Source organism: Paraconexibacter sp. (assembly GCF_059438195.1).
This window is the reverse complement of sequence record NZ_JBLKKY010000021.1, coordinates 40,709-63,399: the sequence shown is the minus strand read 5'-3', so window position 1 is coordinate 63,399 and position 22,691 is coordinate 40,709. Positions and strand designations below refer to the sequence as shown.

The following is a 22,691-nucleotide window of genomic DNA, read 5'->3' as shown; positions in this document are numbered from 1 at the left end:
GCCGCGCTGGTCGAACCCGCCGGCGCACGTGGCGTCGGCGTCGACGAGCGGGCTGCCCGGCAGCGGGTGGAGCACGGGGGTCACGCCGCCGACGTCGCCGAGAGGGGCGAGCGCGGGGTCGGTCGCGCTGCGGTCGCCGGGCGCGCCGAGCCCGCAGCCGAGGCCCGCGTCGACGTTCGACCCGAGCGACGTGACGGCCGCGCCGGTGCACCCGCCGAGGGCGGTCGCGTGCACCTGGACGCCGGCGCCCGCCGACGTGTGGACGTCGGCGCCGCCGCCGAGCGCGCCCGCGACCGTCGACCGCGAGATCGCTGCCGCGCCGCTCTCGACCGCGATGCCGCCGCCGGCGGGTGCCGCGTTGCCGGTGATCGTCGAGCGCTCGACGAGGAGCGACGTCGTCGCGCCGATGACCCGGACGCCGCCGCCGCTCGCCGTCGCCGTGTTGCCGTGGATCGTCGTCGCGTCGAGCGCCACGGTCGCCCCGCCGGTCGCGTTGATCGCGCCGCCCTGCGCGGCGGTGTTCCCCGCGAACACCGAGCGCGTCGCGCGCAGCTCGTTCCCGCCGCCGAAGAGGAGCACGCCCGAGGCGTCGCGGCCACCGGTGACCGTCACCCCCGAGAGGCGCAGCGACGCGTCCTTCTCGACGAGGAAGACGCGGCCGTCGCCGCCCGAGACCTCCGCGATCGTCGTCGTCCGCGGGTCGGCGCCGACGACGTCCACCTGCTCGCCGATCGCGAGGATGAAGTCCTGGCCGGTGTTGACGTACGTGCCGGGCGCGAGGTGGACGGCGTCGCGGCCGGGGAGTCCCTTGGCGTCGAGGAGCGCCTGGCGGAGCGTGCAGGTCGGGCTGCCGGGCGAGCAGTCCCCGGCTCCGTCGGCGGTGCTCGTGACGGCGATGTCGGCGGCGGACGCCGACGCCGGGAGGGCGGCGGTCGCGGCGAGGGCGAGGAGGGCGGCGCGTGGGGTCATGTCTGCTCAACGGAGGACCCCGCGAAAGATGACGCGCGGGGTGCACGAGGTCCAGCAGACGGCCGGTCGCCGCGGCGAGCGCTGCCGCTCTCCCGATCCCTCAGTAGCTCCCCTCGAGCTCCCGGGAGCGGTCGAGAACCCGCAGGAAGTCCTCGTGGACCTCCATCCACACGTTGTGGACCGAGTCCACCGTGGGGTCCGTGAGGAACGCGGGCTCGCCCGCCTGCGCGCGACGAAAGGCCGCTCGCAGCCGCTCCTGGTAGCCGCCGAACCGGGCGATCTGCGCCGACGTGCGCCGCAGCGCGGGCTCGACCGTCTCGAGCAGCTGCCCGACCGAGCCGAGCAGCTCGTCCTGCCCGCCGCCGCCGTGCCCCTGCGCGAGGACGGACTTCATCCGTCCGTTGATCTCGAGGAACCGGTCGTAGACGCGCTCGAGCGCCTCCGTGTCGACGGCCTCGCGCTCGGCCGCGAGCGCCGCCTCGTGTCGCAGCCGGCCGGCGGCCGTCAGCATGAACCCCGAGGGGGTCGCGGTCGCGAGTCCGTCGTCGACGAGCGTCTCGACGTCGCCCGGGACCTCGGCGAGGCTGCCGCGGATCGCGAGCGCGTGCAGCGCGGCGGTCGCCTCCGCGGACAGCGGCTCGCCCTGGGGCAGCCCCCCGCCGGGGAGGATGCCGAGCCCCGTGAGGAAGACGCCGCCGAGGAGCTCCTGCGCCTCGCCGCCGACGAGCGCGGGGTAGGCCTTCTCGGTGAGCGGGGCGAGGTCGTCGAACCCGTCGGCGAGGAACTCGTCCCACACGCCGGCCCGCCGCGCGTAGGGCATGACGAAGTCGCGGCAGTAGACCCTCGCGCCGTTGCGGATCCGCTCGTCCCAGGACAGCGAACCGATCGAGGAGTAGAGATCGGTCATCGCGTCGTTGCAGCGGCCGACGATGCGCTCCATCTCGTCGGCCTCGAGCACCCGGACGTCCGACATCGGCGTGTCCCAGCGGTCGCGGGCGTAGACGACCGCCCCGCTGAGGTGCCTGAGGTAGTTGGCCGGCTTCGCGAACGTCGTCGCGATGTCGTTGATCGCGATCTCCTGCTCGCCGTCCGGGCGGAAGAACATCGCCTGGGTCACGCAGTGCGGCAGGTCGTCGACGACCGCGGCCCACTCGTACGTCGGCTCGTGGAGGAAGTGGTCACGGACGATCATGAACCCGCCGTCCTCGAGCGGATAGGGGCCCGTGTCGCAGAGCCCCGCGCGACAGTCGTAGTGGATGAGGAATCCGCAGAGCTCGGTCGTCGCGTTGAAGCGCCGGAACGCCTCGAGCGCCTCCGGTTCGTCGAGCCGGCGCTCCTCGTCGCGGAAGCGGTCGAGCCAGCTGCGGTCGAGGATCGGCGTCGTGTAGCCGCGTCCTGAGACGAACCCCGGTCCGCCGCCCCAGAGCCCGTGCTGGACCCGGCGCTGGAACTGGATGATCGTCGCGAGGTCGTCGAGACGGTCCTCCGGTGACTCGAGGCCCATCGTCGTCGCGATGCCTCGGCCGAGCAGCGGCGTCATGTGCGCCCAGTGGTGGACGTGGTTGACCTTCGTGCCGATCTCCCGCCGCGGGAGCCCACCGAGCTCGACGATCCCGTCGACGCCGATCGCCTCCTCGATGCGCCGGTACCACGACGCGTAGGTCGCCCAGCCCTGGACGAAGGAGACGGTCTCGTACTCCTGCCGGGGGATGAGGCCGGACTCGCCCTCGGTCTGGCGCGCCGCGATGAGGTCCCAGAGGTTCCAGCCGGCGTAGGTGAGGAAGTCGCCGATCTCGTCGGGCGACAGGTCGCGGCGGATGCTCGCCTCGTCGGTCTCGACGACCGCGGTGCGCAGCCGGCGGCGCAGGACGCGGTCCCCGGCCGCCCCGCCCGGGATCTCGCCGTTGTAGGCCGCCATCAGCCGGGCGACCATCTCGGCCTGCGCGGCGGCCTCGGGGTCCTCGGCGGGGGCCGCCGCCTCCCCCTCGACGATCGGCGCGCCGTCCTCGACGCTCACGCGCCCCTGCGGCCAGCTCGTGGCGTCGACGCGGACGCACACGCCGTCGGCGGGGATGACCTCGCCGCGGGCGCTGCGGACGCCCTCCGAGAACGCCACGGACATGAGGCAGGGGATCCCGTACTCGCGGGCGAGGATGCCGAGATGGCTCTCCGGCGAGCCCTGCAGGGTCATCACCGCACGGACGCCGGCCGTGAGCGCGGGGGTGAGGAAGGTCGTCGTCCCGCCGCGGGCGAGGACGATCCACTCCGACGCATCGTCGCGGCCGACGAACTCGAGGACCGCCTCCGGCGAGTCGAGCCACACCACGGGCCCTTCGACGATCTCGTCGTGTTCGAAGACCGTGAGACCCGTCCCGGCCTCGTGGAATCCATCGGTCGCCATGTCGCCTCTCCTGTCGCTGCCGGCCTGTGGCGAGACGCTAGATCGCCGGCGTGCGTGGGTGCGTGCCACCCCCGGGGGACTTCGGGCCCTCGCGGGGAGCATCTCGCCGCCGATAGGGTCGCCGACATGCCCGCTCCGAGCGACGACCTCCGCCATCAGCTGCGACAGGAGCCGCACGCGCGCGAGAGCCTGTTCTACGGGACGGTGCTCCCGGAGCAGGGCCTCATGGTCTTCCTCTACACGTGGGTGAGCGGCGAGGATCTGGCAGGCGCGCTCGCGACCGTCGTCGACGGGGACGGCACGCGGCTCCTCTCGGCGACCGACGGCGTCCCGGCGGGAGGCGCCGACTTCGACGACTGGTCGGTCGGCGGTCTCACCCTTCGCCATGCGCCGCTCATGGAGCGCGCGGAGCTGCGCTTCGCCGAGGGTGAGAACCTCATCGAGCTCGTGTTCGAGGGCGCACACGACCCCTTCTCCTACCTCGACAACGAGGACCCGTGCCCCTCGTTCGTCGCCGACGACCGCTTCGAGCAGTCCTGCCGGGTGAGGGGGCGACTCGTCGTCGGCGGCGAGGAGATCCCGGTCGATGCGCACGGCCATCGCGACCACTCCTGGGGTACGCGCGACTGGGGCGCGATCCAGGACTGGAAGTGGTGCAGCGGGTGGACTGCCGACGGGCGCAGCTCCTTCAACGTGATGCTCATGCACGGACGCGGCACGACGACGACGCACGGGTACGTCGTCCGCGACGGGACGCTCGCTCCGGCGCAGCGCGTCCGCGCCGACGTGCGGTACGACGACGCCTTCCTGCAGACCGACGCGGACCTCGAGATCGAGGACGCCGCCGGTCGGACCACCGCCGTGTCGGCCCGGCGGTTCGCTCTCTTCGCCTTCGACGCGGGGTCCGCGTCGCTCCGCGAGGCCGGCTGCGCGGGGAGGATCGACGGGGCCGAGGCGGCGGTCCACCTCGAGTGCGGCTGGGACAAGGCCTACGCCGAGCGCCAGGTGCGCAGCGCCGGTCGCGCGTCGGTGTGACCGCACGGCTGCACCCGACGCGCTGAGCGACCAGCTCGGCACAGGACGCGTCGGCGAACGAGCGAGCCGTCACACGCCACGCACGCGCGGTCGGTGACAGCTGGTCCCGACGCGCGTCCACAGCGCGAGGTGATCGCGCAGAGCGATCACTGGCGTGCAGCTTCGAACTATGCACCTGCTTTCAGTGTTTCGTGCCCCGAGGGGGGGGGCGCGATACCCCGATGGTGAGGCGCGACCGCCGCCGAGCGCGGGCGAACATGCACATCGCCGCACCGGGGAGGAGGCGATCGCCGCCGCCGCCCGTCCGGCGAGGGAGAGAGATGAGCACGACGACGACGACCGGACCGCGGACGGCTCCGCGGCCCTCGGGCGCTCCGCCCGAGCCCATCACGACGCGCACGCCGACGGCGCGGATCGCCGATTCGATCGCCGGGTTCTTCGAGCAGGTCGCGGCGATGATGATCCTCACCGGGAAGGCATCGGTCGCGACCTTCTCGCCGCCCTACTCGTGGCGCGACGAGTTCATCGAGGAGTCGTGGCTCGTGCTGCGGCGCTGCATCGTCCCCGTCGTCATCTCGACGCTCGCGTTCGGCTACGGCGCCCCCGGCCTCCAGGCGTCGAACATCACCTCGATCTTCGGGACCATCGATCGCCAGGGCGCGTTCTTCGTCATGGCATCGGTGCGCGAGCTCGCCGGCTGGATCACCGGCATGGTCGTCGCCGGCGTCGCCGGCGCAGCCGTCTGCGCCGACCTCGGCGCCCGCAAGGTCCGGGAGGAGCTCGACGCGCTCGCGACCCTGGGCCTCGACCCGGTGCGGGAGATCGTCACGCCTCGCTTCCTCGCGCTGGGGATCGTGACGCCGTTCCTCAACATCATCGCGCTCACCGTCGCGATCCTCGGCGGCGCGATCTGCACGGTCCTCATCTGGCAGGAGACGCTCGCGGGGTACTTCGCGACGTTCACCTCGAACTTCACCTTCCCCGATCTCTTCGGGGCGGTCCTCAAGACGACGGCGTTCGGGTTCATCATCGCGATCGCCTGCTGCTACAAGGGCCTCAACGTGAGCGGCGGCGCTCAGGGCGTCGGCCGCGGGGTCAATCAGGCCGTCGTCATCGCGTTCTGCGGGATCTGGGCCTTCAACAACCTGTTCACCGCGATCCTCCTCGCCGCGTTCCCGGAGACCGGGAACCTCCACTGAGGTCCGAGGAAGGAGCCGACGACTCATGGAAGCAGCAACGAGCCGGGACCACCAGCTTCGCGGCGTCTACGGCGGGCCCCCCGCGGGCGAGCGTCTCGCCACGGGCTTCGTCGCACCGGTCCGCCGCTATCTGGACGAGGCCTCGGAGCTCGGCGTCTTCACCTTCCGCGCGCTGCGCGCGACGAGCGGCGTCTGGCGCTACTCCGCGGAGATCCTCCGGCAGGCGGGGATCCTCATCACCGGCACGTCCGCGGTCGTCATCTTCATGGCGCTGATGATGGGCGTCCTCTGCGGGACGGAGGCGAACTACGTCCTGCGCGGCTACGGCGCGACCGTCTACTCCGGCGTGTTCACGTCGTACTGCGGGCGCGAGATGGTGCCGCACATCTTCGGCTACATCTTCGCCGCGAAGGTCGGGTGCGGCCTCGCCGCCGAGATCGGCGCGATGCGCATCCAGGACGAGATCGACGCGATGGAGTCGATGGGCCTCGACCCGATGACCTACGTCGTCGCGACGCGACTCGTGGCCGTCGTCATCTGCCTGCCGGCGTTCTTCTTCCTCGTCACCGGCTTCTACTACCTCGGCAACTACATCATGCTCATCCTGCAGATCCGGGAGGTCTCGCAGGGCGGATGGGAGACGGTCCACTGGAGCTTCACCGGGCCAGGGGATCAGATCGCCGGCTTCTTCCGATTGAGCACGGTCGGGATCATGATCGCGATCATCGGGATGTTCTACGGCTACCGGGCCCGGGGCGGACCCGTGGGCGTGGGCACGGCGACGGCGCGGTCGATGATCCTCAACCTCGTCCTCCTCCACGTCGTCCTCATGGGCCTCACCGCGCTCATCTGGGGTGCGGCGCCGAACGCTCCGGTCGGAGGCTGAGCATGCGGAGCGCGGATTCGATCTCCGGCCCGCGGCGCGCCGTCGGGCTCCTCCTCGACTACCCGTGGGCGGTCGTCGGCCTCGTCGTCGTCGTCGTGTTCATGATCTGGGTGGTCGGCACGCGGACCGCCTCGCACGAGGTGCGCGCGGTGTTCACCGAGGCGCCGAGCATGTACAAGGGCCTCGACGTCCGGATGGCCGGCATGGACGTCGGGAAGATCCACGACGTCGCTCACGAGGAGGGCCATGCCGTCCTCACGCTCGGCATCGACGACGACGCGTGGCCTCTGAGCGAGGGCACGACCGCGCGCATGCGGTTCGGGACGACGGTCGGCAACGCGACCCGCTACGTCGAGCTCGTCCCGGGGCCCGACGATGCGTCGCCGCTCCCGGAGAACGGGATCATCGCGAACGAGGACACGGTCGAGGCCGTCGAGTTCGATCAGGTCTTCGACATGCTCGACCGCGAGACCCGCGCGAACGCCCAGGGCCTCGCCGCGGGATCCGCCGAGATCTTCAGCACCCGCGACGACGAGCTCTCGAAGGCGATCCGCGACACGGCGCCGGGACTCGACGCCGTCGGCGGCCTCGCGAACGAGCTGGTGCGCGACGAGAGGGCGCTCGTGTCGATGGTCCTCAACGCCCAGCGGGTCACGGGCGAGCTCGCCGAGCGTGACGCGCGGATCCGGCAGCTCGTCTCGGGGGCCGCGACGACCTTCGACGCCTTCGCGTCTGACGCGGGCGGCGTGGAGAGCTCTCTCGAGCGCGTCGGTCCCGCCCTCGACGAGACGCGCACGACGCTCCGGCGCCTCGACGAGAGCATCGGCGGCCTCGACGCGCTCGTCGCCGACCTCGCTCCCGGGGCCGACGCCCTCGGACCCCTCGGCCGCGACCTGCGGCCCGCGCTCGCCGGGCTGCGTGACGTCGTGCCCTCCGCGGTCTCGACCTTCCGGACGGCGCGCAAGGCGGCCCCCGACATCACGAAGCTGCTCTCCGACGGCAGCGCGTTCGCCCCGGTCGCCGCGCCGGTCCTCGAGAAGCTCGCCCCGATGGTCGGGTGCATCCGGCCCTACGCGCCCGAGATCGCGGGCCTGCTCTCCACCTGGACGAGCTGGCCGAAGGGCTACGACGGGGACGGCACGATCGGCCGGGTCTGGGCGAACTTCGGGAACATCCCCGTGAGCTCCACTCCGGTCATCGATCCGCAGCAGCAGCAGCAGCTCACCGGGCAGGGGTATGCCCTCGTCCGCCCACCCGGCTACAACGCCGGCAAGCCGTGGTTCCTTCCCGAGTGCGGGATCACCGAGAAGGGCCTCACCGCGTCCGCGGACCCGGACGCGAACGGAGGGACCCCCTGATGCGCCGATACATCACCGGCTACCTGCCGGTCATCGTCGTCGCCGCCGCCGCGCTCGCCGGCGCCGTCGCGATCGCCACGAAGGTGATCGGCGACAGCGGCAAGTACGTCGTGTACGCGACGTTCGACGACGCGGGCGGCATCCTCAAGAACTACACCGTCAAGGTCGGCAACGTCGCCGCCGGCACGATCGAGGAGATCACGGTCGACGAGAACGACGACGCGCGTGTGCGCATGGAGCTCGACGACGGAGTCGGACCGATCGGCGCGGGCGCGACCGCGAACGTCCGTCCGGCGAACCTGCTCGGCGAGAAGTACGTCGACCTCGACCTCGGGGACAGCGATCGGCCGCTGCCGTCCGAGAGCGTGATCCCCGAGAAGCGCACCGGAGTTCCCGTCGAGCTCGACGACGTCCTCAACACGCTCGATCCCGACACACGCACCGGCCTGCGCCTCCTCATCAGCGAAGCCGGCGTCGCGATGGCGGGCCGGGGCGCGGACTTCAACGCCGTCCTCGAGGACCTGCCGCCGGCGCTCGACGAGGCGCGCAAGGTCATCCGCGAGGTCGCCGACGAGAACGAGGCCCTCGAGTCGCTCGTCGTGCGCGGCGATCGCGTCATCGCCTCGATGCACGAGCGGCGCGACGACCTCGGCGAGTTCGTCGAGAGCACCGCGGGCGCGCTCGAGACCGTCGCCGCGCGCCGGGAGGATCTCGGCGAGGCCGTCCGGACCGCCCCCGCCGCGCTCGCGCGCCTCGGCGCCACGCTCGACGACCTGCGAGTCGCCGCGGACCGCCTCACTCCGGCCAGCCGCGACCTCCGCCGCAGCTCGCCGGCTCTCGCGTCGACGCTCGAGCGGATCCCCGGCTTCGTCGACGACGCCGACGGCACGCTCGCCGCGGTCGAGCGCGTCGCCCCGTCGCTCACCTCCCTGGGTCGCCGCGGCACCCCCCTCGTCAAGAAGCTGCGCCCGACGGTCGGTCGTCTCGCGACCTTCGCGAGCGACACCCAGCCGTTCGTCGACGCTCTCGACGGCGGCAAGGGACTCATCGAGTTCTTCAACTTCGTCAACGGGTGGGCCGGGGTCATCGACAGCGAGGACAGCCTCGGCCACGTCTTCCGACTCCGCCTGACCTTCGACGAGACGCTCGTGTCGAGCGCGATCACGCGGTACATGGAGCGCATGGGGCTCGACGAGCCCGCGACGCGCAAGCGCCGCAAGCCGAAGTCGGGCGGCGAGGCCCCGGCCCCCGCGCCGTCGCGCCCCGACGCACCGCAGCCGGCGCCACCGGCTCCGCGGCCCTCGCTGCCGAAGACGGTCGAGACGCTCACCGAGGACCTGCTCGAGCAGCCGCAGAAGGCCCTCGACGACCTGCCGAAGAGCGTCGAGTCGATCGTCTCCGGCGTCCTCGGCGGGTCGGGCGGCAAGAAGTCCCCGCGGCCCGACGACGTGAACACGCTCTTCAACTACCTCCTGGGGCCATGAGAGAACGTCTGCGAGACCTCCTCCCCGTCGCCGTGCGCCCCGGCGCCCGTGCCGCCTCCGTCCGTCGCGGCCGAGGCTTCATGGTGACCCTCGGGGTCCTCGGCGTCGGCGCCATCGTCGTGATGGTCGCGATCGCCTACAACGCGCCCAACGCCGTCCCCGGGCGGGGCTACTACACGGTGTCCGCGACGTTCGCCGACGCCGACAACCTCACACCGCACTCGCAGGTCCGGATCGGAGGCAGCCTCGCCGGTCAGGTCCTCGACCCGCGCATCGACGACGACGGCAACGCCGTCGTGGACCTCCAGATGGATCCCGAGTTCGGGCCGCTGCTCTCGGACACGACCGTTGAGGTCCGTCCGCGCAGCGCGGTCGGCGTCCGCTATGTCGACATCACGCCGGGCCAGAAGGGCCGGCCGCTCGACGACGGCGCGGCCATCCCCGTCGAGCAGACGTCGGCGACGACGGCCCTCGACGAGGTGCTCGGGACCTTCGACGACGAGACGCGCGCCCGGGCCAAGCCCCTCCTGCGTGGCATGGGCCAGGGTCTCGCGGGGCGCGGCGAGGATCTCAACGAGGCGCTCGGCGCGGCCCCCGGAATGCTCGCCGACACCGAGGAGGTCCTCGGCGAGCTCGCGGACCGCGAGGGCGCGACACGCGGCTTCATCCGCGGCGGTGAGAGCGCCGCGAGCGCGGCGGACCCGGTGCGCCGAGAGCTCGGCGAGGCCTTCCGGCCGGGCGCCGAGGCGCTGCGGCCCTTCTCCGAGTCGCGCGACAGCGTCCAGGGCACGCTCGAGCAGGCTCCGAGCGCGCTGCGCGCCGTGCGCGACGACCTCGCCCCCGTCGACGCGCTCGCGGGGCAGCTCGCCCGGCTCTCCGGCGGCCTGCAGTCGACGCTGCGCCCCGCGCCCGTCGCGCTCCGCGAGACGAGCGCGCTCCTCGACGTCTCGCGCCCCGGGCTTCGCGCGGCCGAGAAGACCGTGGAGCTCGCCGGCGAGGCGGTCGACCCGACGCTCGAGCTGCTCCGCGCCGCGGACCGGGCGCTCCCGAACCTCGACACCCTCTTCGAGGAGGCCACGCCGCTCGTGAAGAAGCTCGGGCTCCACGGGTGCGACTTCGTCGCCTTCGGGGAGCGCTGGGGAAGCATGATGGCCTACGGCAGCGAGGCCGGCGGCGTCCTGCGCTTCAACGTCTCGTCGCCGACGCCCGAGACGTTCTACGGGACCGGCGAGTTCGCGAAGGACAACCAGCTCGGCGACATCCTCTACGCGAACACGTCGGAGGCCTACGCCCGGCCCTGCTCCCGGACCACGAAGGGAGGGAAGTAGCCATGGAGTGGCTGCGCAAGCGCTTCGAGCACGTCCCGGGAATCGACCGGCCGCGACCGGTCCGCAACGGGCTCCTCGTCACAGCTGTCTTCGTCTTCGCGATGACCTACATGCTCACGGGGGGCGGTTTCCTGCCGCTCCCGAAGGGCGGGCAGGTCATCACCGCCGAGTTCGACGCCGCGCCCAACATCGAGCTTCCGACCTCGGTCGTGCGCGTGAAGGGCGTCGACGTCGGGAAGATCGAGAGCGCCGAGCGTCACGCCGACGGGCGCGGCGTCACGGTGAAGATGCGGATCGATGACGAGCACGGCATCGACATCCGCGACGATGCCGAGGCGTCGATCTTCTGGCGGACGCTGCTCGGGTTCCAGTTCTACGTGGAGCTCGATCCCGGCTCGTCCCCGCGGCCTCTCGGCGACCAGGTCATCCCCCGCGACCGCACGACGAGCCAGGTCGAGCTCGACGAGGTGCTCGCGACGCTCGACACCCCGAGCCGGACCGGCATCCGGAGGATGATCGGCGCCTTCGACGAAGGCTTCGAGGACGAGGACGCGCTCGGCGGCGTGGTCGATCGCCTGTCGCCCGCGATGCGCGAGATCGGCCCCGGCCTCGGCGCGCTCCGCGGGCGCGGATCGGGCGATCTCAGCGCGACGGTCCGCTCGGTGAGCCGGCTCGCCGGCGTGCTCGCCCGCAGCGATGACGAGCTGGGCCGGCTCGTCGACGGCGCGTCGGGGAGCCTCGCGGCGACGGCCGCCCGGAGCGGTGATCTCCGCGCGATGCTCCGCGAGGCGCCGGCCGCCCTCGACGCGACCCGCGTGACGATGGCCCGGGTGCGGACGACGCTCGACGAGCTCGATCCGGTCGCCGCCGCGCTGCGCCCGGGCGTCGCACGCATCGACGAAGCGGCGGCCACGCTGCGCCCCGCCCTGCGCCGGCTCGACCCGGTTCTCGACGATGCGCGCCCGCTCCTCGGCGACCTGCGGCCGGCGCTCCGGCGCCTCGAGGCCGCCTCCGACGACGGCAGCGCCCTCCTCGAAGGGCTCATGCCGACGGTGACCCGCGCCGAGGACTCGATCCTGCCGTGGCTCGACACCGTCGACCCCGAGACGGAGATCAAGAACTTCCAGAGCGTCGGCCCGGTGGCGGCGACCGTCGCGAGCAGCGCGCAGCAGTTCGACGTGTTCGGACACACGCAGCGGTTCGACGCGGTGCGCTCGGGCCCGCGGGCCGCCGCGTTCGCGCCGTGCCATCTCGACTTCCCCGAGACGCTCGAGCTCGACTGCGCGGATCTGCAGCGCGTGCTCGGCGCGGCGCTCGGGATCCCGGCGGCGCCGCCCGACCCGGCGGTGACCCCGAACGACACGTCGTCGTCGCGCGAGGCCGCCGAGCAGCGGCCCGCGTCCAAGGCGCGCGATCGCGTGTCCGGCGCCGTCCTCGATGCCTTGTCCGACGTCCTCGGAGGGAGGTCCCGATGAGCGGTCGCTCGGCGCGCGCAAGCCGCCTCCTGCTCGAGATCCGCCGCTCGACGCGGCCGATGGTGTTCTTCGCCCTGTTCTGCATCGCGGGGGCGATCTGCGCGAGCGTGATCGCGAAGAACATGACGTTCGCCCGGCCGTGGGCGAGCTACGAGACGATCCGCGTCGCGGTGGACGACGCGAAGGGCGTCGCCGAGGGCAAGCACCAGGTCCGCGTCGCCGGCGTGCGTGCGGGCGTCGTGGACAGCGTCGACCTCGTGGACGGAGAGGCCGTCCTCACGCTGCGCATCGACGAGGAGTTCGCCCCGATCTACCGCGACATGCGCGCGCAGGTGCGACCGGTGACTCCCCTCCAGGACCTCTACGTCAACATCACGGATCGCGGGAGCGAGGCGGCGGGACGGGCGACCGAGGACGAGATCCTGCCCGCCGACAACATCATCACGCCGGTCGACATCTCGCGGGTGCTCGACACGTTCCAGGCCGACACCCGCGAGCGCTTGGGCATCCTCCTCGATGAGCTCGGGACGGCTCTCCCCGACGGCGGCGAGAAGCTGCGGACCGCGTTCGCCGAGGTCGCGCCGTTCCTCGACGTCGCCGAGGACGCGACGAAGGTCCTCGCCGAGCGCGAGCGCAACGTGCGCGACGTCGTCTCGAACTTCGGCGGGCTCGCCGATTCGCTCGCCCGCCGGGACGGCCAGCTCACGACGCTCGTGCGACGGGGCGACGAGGCGCTCGGCACCCTCGCCCGCGAGGACGATGCGCTGCGGGCCACGATCGGCCGGATCCCGCCGACGCTGCGGTCGATGCGGACGTCCTTCGCCAGCGTCCGGGCGCTCACGGAGGAGCTCGATCCGGCGCTGCGCGAGCTGGAGCCCGTCACCGGCGAGCTCGAGAAGGGCCTCCGCGGCCTCGAGCGGTTCGGGCGCGACGCCTCGCCCGCTCTCGAGCGGCTGCGGCCCGCGGTCAACGACCTGCGCCCTCTCGCCCGTCAGCTCGTGCCGACCTCCGACTCGCTCGAGGGCGCGTTCGGGACGCTGCGGCCTCAGGCGGCGCAGTACGACCGGCTCACGAAGCAGGTCGACGGCTGCAAGGACGTCCTCCAGAGCTTCCTGCACCACACGCTGTCGGTGTTCAAGTTCCAGGACAGCCTCGGCGCCTTCCCGCGCGCGGAGATGACGATCGACGTCGACGGGGCGACGGACGGCGAGGTGCCCGGCCTCAACACGCGGGCGCTCCCGCGGTGCACGGACAGCCTCACCGAGGGCGAGGGGTGATCGCATGAGGGTCCACAACAAGCTTCAGAAGGTCGGGGCGCTGCTCGGCTTCGCGGCGATCTGCTGCGCGATCTTCTACTTCCTCTACACGATGGCCGGGGGGCGGGGGCCGCTGCACGATCCGTACGAGATCAACGCGGTCGTCCCTGACGCGTTCAACCTCGTGCCGAACGCCGACGTGCGTCGCGACGGGGTGAAGGTCGGCCGGGTGACGGAGATCGTGCCCCGCGGCACGGATTCCTTCCTCACGCTCGAGATCGAGGAGGAGGACCAGGCTCCGATCTATCAGGACGCGACCATCCGGGTCCGGACGAAGACGCTCGTCGGAGAGAGCTATCTCGACATCGAGCCGGGCACGCCCGAGAGGGGAGAGCTGCCGGAGGGATCGGGGCTCCCACTCGCCGCCGCCGAGGAGGCGGTGCCGCTCGAGCGGATCCTCAGCGCCGTCACCCCTGAGACGCGGCGGGACCTGCAGACCACGATCCGCTCCGTCGGGGGTGCTCTCGACGGCCGGGGGGACGAGCTCAACCGCCTCGCGGGCGCCCTGCGCCCGACCATCGCGGACGGCGGGCGGCTCATGGAGGCTCTCGCTCCTCAGCGCCGTCAGCTCGCTGCTCTCGTCGACGAGTCCGGACGCGTCCTGGAGGCGTTCGGCGCACGGACGGACGATCTCCGGCGACTCATCACGTCCGGCAAGCGGACCGCGGAGATCGTCGCGGCCCGGGACGAGGAGCTCGGCGAGATGTTCGAGCAGCTCGAGCCGACGCTCGCCCAGGCCCGCGAGAGCGTCGACCGCCTCGGCGGCTTCTCGACGAGGGCGGTGCCGGTCGTCGCGAAGCTCGCGTCGGCGACCGACGACCTCGCCCCGGCGGTCCGCGATCTCGCGCCCGCCGCCAGGGACGGTCGCCGGCTCTTCGAGGAGCTCCCGCCGTTCCTCGAGGCCGCCGACCCGCTCCTCGAGGAGCTCGGGCCGGCGGCCACGGCGCTCGAGCGCGTCCTGCCCGCTCTCGACGCGGTCCTGCGTGAAGCGAACCCCGCGGTCGCCTATCTCCGTCCGTACGCGGGCGAGGTGGGGGCCTTCTTCAGCAACGTCGGCGGCGTCATCGACTCTCGCGACGCGCTCGGCGACATCGTTCGCGTCCATCCGATGATCGGCGACCGGCAGTTCACGAACTACCCGAAGGAGCTGAAGGAGCTCGTCGCCGCCTTCGAGGACGTCGGCGGCATGAGCCGCTTCATCGACCGCCGCGAGAACCCGTACCCGAAGCCGGGAAGCGCGAACGAGCCCGAGAACTTCGACGGGCAGTACCCGCGCGTCGGACCGGCCGGATAGCGTGCCCGGCGTGGAGCCGCGGTTTCCGTTCGTCCAGTTCGAGTTCTCTCACGACATCGGTCCGCCGGTCGGCCGCTACACGCTGCGGCCGGCCCTGCGGCCGGGCGAGACCGCGGCGGAGCCTCCGCCGCGGGAGGACGCGGCACCCGAGGAGGACCCGCGCCTCGGCACCTCCGACGTCCTCGTCGTCTCGCTCGAGCAGGCTCGGCCTGCGCAGGCGGGGCGCTGGTTCACGCGCGACCGCGCGAAGCTCGCCGACGAGGGGGAGCCGGCGCCCGTCCCGCTCCTCCTCGCCACGGTCATCCGCGCGACCGAGATGGTGCGGACGCGAGAGGAGGCGCGCAGCCTCTTCGCGACGGTGCGCGGGTCGGCGCAGGAGCGCGAGCGGCGCGTGGTCGAGGCTCTCGGCGACGTCAACCGGGCGATCGCCGCCTACCGCACGTGCGCTGCGGATCCGTACACCCGCGAGGTGACGCGGCGCGACCCGCGGGTGACGCGCGTCGGCATCGGCGCCGCGAAGGACGTCAAGCTCGGACGCTGGGAGGAGGCCGTCGTCGCGGAGCCGCCCGTCGCGCCTCGCGTCGGACGCGGCCTGCGTCTGCTGCCGACGCAGGGCATGGCGGCGGTGCTCGCCGGCCGCGCCCGCTGCTGCGAGGGGGAGGAGCTCGTCCTGCGCGCGGTCGTGGACGTGGAGAGCGGCCGCGCCCGCGCGGCCGCGATCAGCCTCGAGGGCGCGCATCGCCTCCTCGGCGCCGAGCTCGCCGACGAGGCGCTCCACGGGCACGCCTTGCGCTGCTGGGAGCGCTTCGCGGCAGCGCGCGAAGAGGTGACCCGCCTCGCGACCGCCGCCGCTCGCGAGCCGCTCGAGGAGGAGCAGGTCGCGCGGCTCCACGAGCTGGCCCAGGAGGCGGGCGAGCTCGTCGACGCCTGGCGCTACGAGAGCTGAGCGCTCTCAGGCGGGGACCGCGCCGCCGCTCAGCAGGCCGATGTTGTCGCTCGCGGTGCGGCACGCCGCATCGACGAGCGTCCCGATCTGCGGTCGCGTGTCGTCGGCGCGCCAGGCGATGCCGATCTCGCACGCGGGCGCTCCGTCGAGACGGACAGCCCGGACGAGCGGCCCTGATTCCCAGCGCGTCATCGAGGCGGGGATCGAGATGACCGTCGGCGTCATCGAGACCATGAGGAGGATCTCCGTGACGGTACGAGCACGCGGCGCGCGGTCGCGTGCGGTGGCGCGTCCGCGGAGGTCGTCCATGAGCCAGTAGCCGCCCCACTCGGGGGGTGCGTCGAGAGCGATCGTCTCCTCGTCGAGGACCTCGTCGACGTCCAGCTGGGTCGCATCGGCGAGGGGATGCCGAGCGTTGACGAGGAGCTCGCGCGCCTCGAGCGCGAGCGGGCTGATGACGAGCCGCCGGTCCTGGAGCATGCGGAGCGGGCCACGGACGATCGCGAGGTCGACGGTGCCGTTGAGGATCGGCGTCGTCTGGTCCTGGTAGCCGAGCTCCGTCGGGACGAGCGTCACGCCGGGAACGGCCTCGGAGCAGCTCTGGAGGATCGGGCCGGTGAGCTCGCCCGCGCTCACCGCTCCGGCGGCGAGACCGAGACGCAGCGTCGGCTGATCGTCGTAGCGACGTGCCCCGAGCTCGGCACGGACCCGCGCCGTGTGCTCGAGCATCTCGTGGGCGTGGACGAGGAGGTCGCGTCCTGGCTCCGTGAGGCGGACGCCCTGCGGGCTGCGCTCGAAGAGGGTGACGCCGAGCTCCTTCTCGAGCGACCGGATCGCCTGGGTGACGGCGGGCTGCGCGACGTAGAGACGCCTCGCGGCGCGACGGATCCCGCCTTCCTCCGCCGCGGTGGCGAAGTACTCGAGCTGCCGCAGGTCCAAGGGTCTCCTCCCGAACGATCCTCAGCCGATCCCACCGATCGTAACGCGTGCGCGCGCGCGAGAGCAAGGCCTCGATATCGCTTTCTTATCGCTCCTTGCCCGCCTGTGCGCGCCGTGCGTGAATGGGCTGAGCAGGGGCGTGACACGAACGATGGCTCCCCCATCACGTGACGACGTCCCTGCTTTTCATCTTCTCCCGGCCCCACGAAAGCGAGATGCTGGATGCTCTCCGTTCGCACGAAGCAGAGATATGAGCTGTTCGGCGCCTGGTGCGCCCCGATCTTCTCGCTGCTCACCCTCGCGAGCTTCATCCTGCTCGCCCGCTTCTACGACCCGGCCGCAGCGCATCTCGAGCCGTCCGAGCTCGCCGCCCACTACGCCGGCATCAAGTACGAGACCACGATCGGCATGTCGCTCTTCGCGCTGGCGACGTGCTTCCTCCTCGTCTACAGCGTCCAGCTCAGCCTCTGGCTCTGGCGTCGCGAGGGCCGTTCGCCGCTCATGTCGATCGTCCAGGCCGGTGGCGGGTTCGCCGTCGTCCTCCTCGTCTTCATCTCGTGCTGCCTGTGGATCGGCGCCGCCTACCGCTCGGACGTCGCCGAGCCCGACGTCACGGTCGCGCTCAACGACGCGGCGTGGTTCGGGTTCCTCGTCGGCTGGTCGATGCTCGCGCTGCAGATGCTCGCGACGGCGGCCATCACGCTCGCCGACAGGGGAGCCCGGCCGCTGGTGCCGCGCTGGCTGTCGTGGTTCTCGGTCGTCGGCGCCGTCCTTCTCGTCACCGCGAACGGCTGCGCGGTGACCGAGACCGGGCCGTTCGCCTGGGACGGCGTCCTCGGGTACTACGTCCCGATGGCCATCTGGGGCTTCTGGCTCGACGCTCACGCGTGGTACATGCGCAAGGACATCCGGGAGCGCGGGGCGACCTTCGAGGCGCCCGACGCCTCCGTCCCGGGCGAACCGCTCTCGCAGAGCGTGCCGTCGCGGTCCACCGGCGACCGCGACCTCGCGCCGGCCTGAGCCCCCGGAGCCGTGAGTGTGGATCCACCCGGCTCCCAGCCGGGTGGATCCACACTCACGCCCCTCAGAGCCCCGCGAGCAGGCCGCGCTCGAGCTCCTTCAGGTGGGCCCGCATGTGCGCCGCCGAGCGGATGACGTCGGCGTGGCGGCGGATCTCGGCGAGGCCGAGGTAGTGCCCGTACGTGATGATCGCCCGGTGCTCGGCGACCGCGGGCGTCGCCCCGAGGTCGCGGAAGATCCGCCGCAGGAACGCGAGGCGCGCATCGGTCGAGCGCGCGAGGACGGCGGCGACGTCGGGGTCGTCGGTCGCCGCCAGGAGCTGGACGATGATCGTCGGCTCCATCTCGATCGCCGCGTAGCGCAGGATGCCGCGCAGCCGCTCGCGCGGGTCCTCGATCGCGTCGTAGCGCGCCGAGAGCTCCGTCACCTGGCGGCGCTCCCAGAGCCCGAGCGCGGCCCGCAGCAGCTCGCGCCGGTCGGCGAAGTGGTGGTAGACGCCGCCCTTGCTCACCCCGAGCCGCCGGGCGACCGCCTCGACCGAGAGGGCGCGGACCCCGGCGACCTCGATCTCGTCGAGGGCCGCCTGGGCCCACGCCTCGGGCGTCGTCTTCGTCGGTCGTCCGGGCCGGCTCACACGGCGATGGTCGCCGCTTCACCGGCCGGCAGCCAGCGCACCCGGTCGGCGAGGCCGGAGCCGCCGAGCACGCGCTCCGCCGCGCTGCGTCCCTGACGGAAGTGCTTCCACCCCTCGTAGTGGATCGGGAGGACCGTCGCGGGGTCGGCGAGCTCGCAGAGCTCGACCGCCTCCTCGGCGTTGAGCGTGTAGCGCAGCGGGCCCGAGAGCCACGGGAACGTCACGCCGCCGAGGTGGGCGAGGACCGTCCCGACGTCGATGCGCTTCGGGACCTCGCGCAGCCCGTCGTAGAGCACGGTGTCTCCGGTCATCCAGAACGCGCCGTGCTCCTGGCCGTCCCACCGCAGCGCGAAGCCGGCGACCGTGCCGACGATCGGCTTGCTGCCCGGCGGGCCGTGGCGGCAGGGCGTCGCGGTGATCTCGATCGGCGTCTTGCCCTCGGCCTCGAGCGTCGTCGTCGCCCACGGCGCGAGCCCGCGCGCCGAGCCGCCGAGCCTCTTCGCGCCCGGCTCGGTCGTGATGACCGTCCCCATGCGCGGCAGCAGCTCGCGCGCCGTCGGGTCGAGGTTGTCGCCGTGGTGGTCGTGGCTGAGGAGGACCGCGTCGATCGGCTCGAGCTCGTCGAACCCGATCGCCGGGCCCTGCGTCTTGCGCGAGACGGTCCCCCAGCCGAAGAAGTAGCGCTTGCCGGGCGGATCGAACGTGGGGTCGGTGAGGATCCTCCACCCGTCGATCTCGAGGAGCGCGGTCGGCCCCCCGATGTACGTGATGCGCATGTCGCTCATGCGAGCGTCGCCTCCCTCTCGTCGCTGGAGGCAGAATCATACTGCGCCGTATGAAACCGTCGGCGTCAGCGGTCGGCGGGCTCGTCGTCGCGCCCGTCCGGCCACAGCGGCCGGTAGCCGCTGCGCAGCTCGCGGCCGGGCCGCCGCCAGTGCGGCTCGTTGTCGAACTTCTTCTTGAGGTTGAGTCCCCGGAAGTAGCGGAAGATCGGCCCGTACGTGAAGCGCTGGACGTTCGCCGCGGCCGTCCCCCACGGGTCGGGGTCGTGGAAGGGCGTGTAGTGGTCGGGGAAGCCCGGCATCGTGCACCCGATGCAGATCCCACCGACGTTCGGGCAGCCGCCGACCCCGCCGACCCAGCCGCGGACCGGCACGTTGCACTTCGCGACCGGGCCCTTGCAGCCGAGCTGCACGAGGCACCGAGGGTCGTCGCCGTGGGTGGTCGCGAACTTGCCCTGCTCGGTGAAGCCGGCGCGGTTGCAGCCCTCGCGCGTCGTGCGCTCGAACATCTCGACGGGCCGGCCCTGGGCGTCGAGCTCGGGCGCCGGACCGCGGCCGACCGCGTGGAGCACGAGCTCCAGGAGGATCTGCGTGATGTTGTCCGGCTGCGACGGGCAGCCGGGGAGGCACACGATCGGAAGCCCCTCGCGGGTCCGCCAGTCGCGGCCGAGGTAGTCGGCGACGCCCATCGCGCCGGTCGGGTTGCCGCGCATGGCGGGGATCCCCCCGTAGGCCGCGCACGTCCCCACGGCGAGGACCGCCGCGGCCGTCGGCGCGAGCCGGTCGATCCACTCGTTCACCGTGATCGGCTGCCCGTCGTGCGGGTCGACGCCGAAGCCGCTCCAGTAGCCGTCGCCGCTGATCTCCTCGTTGCCGACCGCCCCCTCGATGACGAGCACGTAGGGCGACGCCCGGCCCTCCTCGGCGTCGACGAAGTGCGCGATGAAGTCCTCGCCCGACTCGACGGCGAGGACGTGGTTGCGCAGGACGACGCGAGGCACCCCGGGGATCGTGCCGAGCACGAGGTCCTCGATGCTCGGGTTCGTCGCCGCGGTCATGGCGATCGACTCGCCGTCGCAGCCGAGTCCGCCGGTGACCCAGAGGACGTGGACCGCGGGGTCGCTCGCCGGCTCAGGCACGTCGCCTCCGCGCCGCGTCGTCCTCACTCGCCGAGTCGACGACACGCGGCTCGACGGGCTCGGGGCGACCGATGTGGAAGCCCTGAGCATGCCCGACCCCGTAGCTCGTCACGATCTCGAGCGTCTCGGCGTCCTCGACGAACTCCGCGGTCGTCCGCAGCCCGAGGCTGCGCGCGATCTCGGCGACGTTGCGGACGATCACCTGGTCGGTCGGGCTCGCGGCGAGCTCGCGGACGTACTCGCCGTCGATCTTCAGCCAGTCGAGCGAGAGGTGCTTGAGGTGGGAGAGCGAGGCGAAGCCCGCGCCGAAGTCGTCGAGCGCGAAGGTGCACCCGAGGTTGCGCAGGGGCTCGGCGAACCGCCGCGCCGCATCCATGTTCGCGATCGCGGCGGTCTCGGTGATCTCGAAGACGAGGAGCCGGGGGTCGACGCCGGAGCGCTCGACCCGGTCGGCGATCCGGCGCGCGAGCCCGTCCTCGGAGAGCGAGCGGGCGGAGAGGTTCACCGCATAGCAGAGGTCGCGGCGCGCGCCGTTGCCGTTCGTCGCCGCCGCACCGGCCGCGAGCAGCTCGAGGGCGCGGTCGACCATGAACAGGTCGATCGCGACGATCATGCCGGTCCGCTCCGCCGTCGGGAGGAAGTTCCCGGGGGCGATCGGCTGCCCCGCCTCGTTGAGGACGCGGACGAGCAGCTCGTACTGGGTCACCACCCCGAGCGAGGTGTCGAGGATCGGCTGCCGGTAGGGCACGAGCTCCTCGGCGTCGAGGATCTCCCGCAGCCGCTGCGTCCAGGAGGCGCGGACCTGCCGGCGGACGACCTCGCCCGTCCCCGGCTTGTGGACGACGAGACGGTCGCGGCCACGCTCCTTCGCCGCGTAGAGCGAGACGTCGGCGGCGAGCATCACCTCGTCCTGCGTGTCGGCCTCGCCGAAGGCCGCGAGCCGCCGCTGCAGCTCACGGCGACGCGTCGGTCGCCGACGACGAGCGCGCTGCGCCGGATCGAGTCGAGCAGCTCACGCGCGAGGGCCAGCGCGTCCACGCGCGAGGTGCGCGGCAGCACGATGGCGAACTCGTCCCCGCCGAGCCGCGCGACGACGTCGGTCGCCCGGAGGCGCTCGTCGAGCAGCATCGCGATCCGTCGCAGGACGTCGTCGCCGGACCGGTGGCCGAGCGTGTCGTTGACGTCCTTCAGGCCGTCGATGTCCAGGAGGAGGAGCGCGCCCGGCTCCCCGTGGCGCGCGGCCGCGGCCACCTCGCGCGCGAACTGGGACTCGAAGCAGCGGCGGTTGAGGAGGCCGGTGAGGACGTCGTGGTCGGCGAGGTACCGCAGCTGCGCCTCGGCCTGCTTGCGCTCCGTGACGTCCCGGATCGCGCTCACGACGAGCACGCCGTCCTCCGTCTCCAGCGGGCTCAGGCTGATCTCGACGGGGAACTCGGTGCCGTCCTTGCGGCGGCCGTGGAGGTCGACGCCGATGCGTCCCATCCCGCGGGCGGTCGCGTGCTTGAGGTAGCGCTTCTGGTGATTGCGGTGCCGCGCCCTCGCGTCCTCGGGGATGAGGACGCCGACGCGCTGGCCGATGAGCTCGGAGCGCGCGTAGCCGAACATCTCCTCGGCCCGCGCGTTGACGAGCGTGATGTGCCCGTGGTGATCGACGATCACCATCGCATCGGGTGCTCCTTCGAGGAGGGCGCGGAACCTCCGCTCGGAGCGGGAGAGGAGCCGGTCCCGGCGCATGAGCCGCGCGCCGAGACGGTAGTAGGCGTGGCTCACCGTGTAGACGACCCATCTCAGGATCTCGCTGAGCGTCGTCATCGGGGTAGGGGCCGCCCGTCCTGTGCACCGCGGGCGGGCACGGTGTCCATCTCGAGACTCCTGTCGTCGGAGCGCTGCCTCCCAGGGGACGTTCGCACGTCCGGGAGGTGCCGGACATCGGTCATTCGTTGGGTGTGTCGGCGCGACGGGTGGCGGACTTGAGCGTCAGCCGGTGAGATCGCCGGTCGCCCGGCGGACGTCGCGCAGCGAGTCCGTGAGGTCGCGGAGCGTCTGCGCAGGCACGCCGTCGAGCCCGAAGCCGGCTTCCGCGGCGCCCTTCGTCGCCCGGCGCAGGAGCGTGCGGCCGTCGCGGGTGAGCACCGCGAGCGTCGTGCGCCGGTCCGTCGGGTGGGGCTCGCGCCGGACGAGCCCTCGGGTCTCGAGGTGGTCGACGAGCTGGGTGATCGTCGTCGGGTGCACCATGAGGTACCGGGAGAGGTAGGACAGCCGGCGCGCGCCGCCCTCCGAGAGGGCGAGGGTGACGAGGACGAGGTAGGAGGTGCGGCCGAGCTCGAACGGCTTGAGCGCGCGTTCGAGTCCGCCGACGACGACCTGGTGGGCGCGCATGAGCGACGCCGCGGCGGCGAACCGCTCCGGCTCGGCGAGCCCTTGCTGCTCCCAGTGCTCGCGGACCCACTCGACGGGGTCGGGCTCGGGCTCGCGCGGCACGAGGG

20 protein-coding genes are annotated in these 22,691 nt (G+C 72.6%); 11 read left to right on the top strand and 9 right to left on the bottom strand.

Annotated features, from left to right (window positions below; genetic code table 11):
* Positions 1–969 (bottom strand): right-handed parallel beta-helix repeat-containing protein (locus ACME2J_RS09650; protein ID WP_495544693.1); only part of this gene is annotated, 969 nt, incomplete at its 3' end.
* A 100-nt stretch (positions 970–1,069) separates the two neighbouring features.
* The gene (locus tag ACME2J_RS09645; protein ID WP_495544692.1) at positions 1,070–3,370 is read right to left on the bottom strand and encodes a PEP-utilizing enzyme; all 2,301 of its coding nucleotides are present in this window, start codon (positions 3,368–3,370) and stop codon (positions 1,070–1,072) included.
* 126 nt (positions 3,371–3,496) lie between these two features.
* Here ACME2J_RS09645 and ACME2J_RS09640 point away from each other — a divergent pair, with 126 nt between their 5' ends.
* The 10 genes from ACME2J_RS09640 (at position 3,497) to ACME2J_RS09595 (ending at position 15,691) form a co-directional block, all read left to right on the top strand.
* Positions 3,497–4,405, top strand: a complete 909-nt coding sequence (locus tag ACME2J_RS09640) for a DUF7064 domain-containing protein (protein WP_495544691.1) — start codon at positions 3,497–3,499, stop codon at positions 4,403–4,405.
* Between the two features lie 320 nt (positions 4,406–4,725).
* Positions 4,726–5,604: an MlaE family ABC transporter permease gene (locus tag ACME2J_RS09635; protein ID WP_495544690.1), complete on the top strand. Its 879-nt coding sequence runs from the start codon at positions 4,726–4,728 to the stop codon at positions 5,602–5,604.
* Between the two features lie 25 nt (positions 5,605–5,629).
* The gene (locus tag ACME2J_RS09630) at positions 5,630–6,490 is read left to right on the top strand and encodes an ABC transporter permease (protein WP_495544689.1); all 861 of its coding nucleotides are present in this window, start codon (positions 5,630–5,632) and stop codon (positions 6,488–6,490) included.
* A 2-nt stretch (positions 6,491–6,492) separates the two neighbouring features.
* Positions 6,493–7,848 (top strand): MlaD family protein, encoded by a 1,356-nt coding sequence (locus ACME2J_RS09625; RefSeq protein ID WP_495544688.1) that lies wholly within the window; start codon positions 6,493–6,495, stop codon positions 7,846–7,848.
* Positions 7,848–9,332, top strand: a complete 1,485-nt coding sequence (locus tag ACME2J_RS09620; RefSeq protein WP_495544687.1) for an MlaD family protein — start codon at positions 7,848–7,850, stop codon at positions 9,330–9,332. Before ACME2J_RS09625 ends, ACME2J_RS09620 begins: the two co-directional genes overlap by 1 nt.
* Positions 9,329–10,660, top strand: coding sequence for an MlaD family protein (locus ACME2J_RS09615; protein WP_495544686.1), 1,332 nt, complete (start codon positions 9,329–9,331; stop codon positions 10,658–10,660). Before ACME2J_RS09620 ends, ACME2J_RS09615 begins: the two co-directional genes overlap by 4 nt.
* Positions 10,661–10,662: 2 nt before the next feature.
* Positions 10,663–12,135 carry an MlaD family protein gene (locus ACME2J_RS09610; RefSeq protein WP_495544685.1) on the top strand — a complete coding sequence of 491 codons (1,473 nt, stop codon included), beginning with the start codon at positions 10,663–10,665 and terminating at the stop codon, positions 12,133–12,135.
* Entirely contained in the window at positions 12,132–13,412 is a 1,281-nt protein-coding gene (locus tag ACME2J_RS09605; protein WP_495544684.1) for an MlaD family protein, read from the top strand. Before ACME2J_RS09610 ends, ACME2J_RS09605 begins: the two co-directional genes overlap by 4 nt.
* Positions 13,413–13,416: 4 nt before the next feature.
* A complete protein-coding gene (locus ACME2J_RS09600) occupies positions 13,417–14,745 on the top strand; it encodes an MlaD family protein (RefSeq protein ID WP_495544683.1) in 1,329 nt (442 codons plus the stop codon).
* A gap of 10 nt (positions 14,746–14,755) precedes the next feature.
* A complete protein-coding gene (locus tag ACME2J_RS09595) occupies positions 14,756–15,691 on the top strand; it encodes a hypothetical protein (protein ID WP_495544682.1) in 936 nt (311 codons plus the stop codon).
* A 6-nt stretch (positions 15,692–15,697) separates the two neighbouring features.
* Here the strand turns inward: ACME2J_RS09595 and ACME2J_RS09590 are convergent, their stop codons facing one another.
* On the bottom strand, positions 15,698–16,630 hold the full coding sequence (locus tag ACME2J_RS09590; protein WP_495544681.1) for a LysR family transcriptional regulator: 933 nt from the start codon (positions 16,628–16,630) through the stop codon (positions 15,698–15,700).
* Between the two features lie 222 nt (positions 16,631–16,852).
* Between ACME2J_RS09590 and ACME2J_RS09585 the strand changes: the two genes are divergently transcribed.
* Positions 16,853–17,650: a hypothetical protein gene (locus tag ACME2J_RS09585; protein ID WP_495544680.1), complete on the top strand. Its 798-nt coding sequence runs from the start codon at positions 16,853–16,855 to the stop codon at positions 17,648–17,650.
* 64 nt (positions 17,651–17,714) lie between these two features.
* Here ACME2J_RS09585 and ACME2J_RS09580 read toward each other — a convergent pair whose 3' ends face one another.
* From ACME2J_RS09580 to ACME2J_RS09555, 6 genes are all read right to left on the bottom strand, one after another.
* On the bottom strand, positions 17,715–18,284 hold the full coding sequence (locus ACME2J_RS09580) for a TetR/AcrR family transcriptional regulator (RefSeq protein ID WP_495544679.1): 570 nt from the start codon (positions 18,282–18,284) through the stop codon (positions 17,715–17,717).
* Positions 18,281–19,069, bottom strand: coding sequence for an MBL fold metallo-hydrolase (locus tag ACME2J_RS09575; protein WP_495544678.1), 789 nt, complete (start codon positions 19,067–19,069; stop codon positions 18,281–18,283). The genes ACME2J_RS09580 and ACME2J_RS09575 overlap by 4 nt, the downstream gene beginning before the upstream one ends.
* A gap of 65 nt (positions 19,070–19,134) precedes the next feature.
* Positions 19,135–20,205 carry an NADH-quinone oxidoreductase subunit B family protein gene (locus tag ACME2J_RS09570; protein ID WP_495544677.1) on the bottom strand — a complete coding sequence of 357 codons (1,071 nt, stop codon included), beginning with the start codon at positions 20,203–20,205 and terminating at the stop codon, positions 19,135–19,137.
* Positions 20,198–21,106 (bottom strand): EAL domain-containing protein, encoded by a 909-nt coding sequence (locus ACME2J_RS09565; RefSeq protein ID WP_495544676.1) that lies wholly within the window; start codon positions 21,104–21,106, stop codon positions 20,198–20,200. Before ACME2J_RS09565 ends, ACME2J_RS09570 begins: the two co-directional genes overlap by 8 nt.
* Positions 21,106–22,017 carry a GGDEF domain-containing protein gene (locus ACME2J_RS09560; RefSeq protein ID WP_495544675.1) on the bottom strand — a complete coding sequence of 304 codons (912 nt, stop codon included), beginning with the start codon at positions 22,015–22,017 and terminating at the stop codon, positions 21,106–21,108. Before ACME2J_RS09560 ends, ACME2J_RS09565 begins: the two co-directional genes overlap by 1 nt.
* A 165-nt stretch (positions 22,018–22,182) precedes the next feature.
* Complete coding sequence (locus ACME2J_RS09555; protein ID WP_495544674.1) at positions 22,183–22,686, bottom strand: MarR family winged helix-turn-helix transcriptional regulator; 504 nt, start codon at positions 22,684–22,686, stop codon at positions 22,183–22,185.
* Between the last annotated feature and the right edge of the window lie 5 nt (positions 22,687–22,691).

Bases quoted from the DNA above. Each gene is read 5' to 3' on its own strand.
- ACME2J_RS09645 (WP_495544692.1), bottom strand. From the start codon at position 3,370: ATGGCGACCGATGGATTCCACGAGGCCGGGACGGGTCTCACGGTCTTC.
- ACME2J_RS09640 (WP_495544691.1), top strand. From the start codon at position 3,497: ATGCCCGCTCCGAGCGACGACCTCCGCCATCAGCTGCGACAGGAGCCG.
- ACME2J_RS09635 (WP_495544690.1), top strand. From the start codon at position 4,726: ATGAGCACGACGACGACGACCGGACCGCGGACGGCTCCGCGGCCCTCG.
- ACME2J_RS09630 (WP_495544689.1), top strand. From the start codon at position 5,630: ATGGAAGCAGCAACGAGCCGGGACCACCAGCTTCGCGGCGTCTACGGC.
- ACME2J_RS09625 (WP_495544688.1), top strand. From the start codon at position 6,493: ATGCGGAGCGCGGATTCGATCTCCGGCCCGCGGCGCGCCGTCGGGCTC.
- ACME2J_RS09620 (WP_495544687.1), top strand. From the start codon at position 7,848: ATGCGCCGATACATCACCGGCTACCTGCCGGTCATCGTCGTCGCCGCC.
- ACME2J_RS09615 (WP_495544686.1), top strand. From the start codon at position 9,329: ATGAGAGAACGTCTGCGAGACCTCCTCCCCGTCGCCGTGCGCCCCGGC.
- ACME2J_RS09610 (WP_495544685.1), top strand. From the start codon at position 10,663: ATGGAGTGGCTGCGCAAGCGCTTCGAGCACGTCCCGGGAATCGACCGG.
- ACME2J_RS09605 (WP_495544684.1), top strand. From the start codon at position 12,132: ATGAGCGGTCGCTCGGCGCGCGCAAGCCGCCTCCTGCTCGAGATCCGC.
- ACME2J_RS09600 (WP_495544683.1), top strand. From the start codon at position 13,417: ATGAGGGTCCACAACAAGCTTCAGAAGGTCGGGGCGCTGCTCGGCTTC.
- ACME2J_RS09585 (WP_495544680.1), top strand. From the start codon at position 16,853: ATGCTCTCCGTTCGCACGAAGCAGAGATATGAGCTGTTCGGCGCCTGG.
- ACME2J_RS09575 (WP_495544678.1), bottom strand. From the start codon at position 19,069: ATGAGCGACATGCGCATCACGTACATCGGGGGGCCGACCGCGCTCCTC.
- ACME2J_RS09565 (WP_495544676.1), bottom strand. From the start codon at position 21,106: ATGCTCGCCGCCGACGTCTCGCTCTACGCGGCGAAGGAGCGTGGCCGC.
- ACME2J_RS09560 (WP_495544675.1), bottom strand. From the start codon at position 22,017: ATGACGACGCTCAGCGAGATCCTGAGATGGGTCGTCTACACGGTGAGC.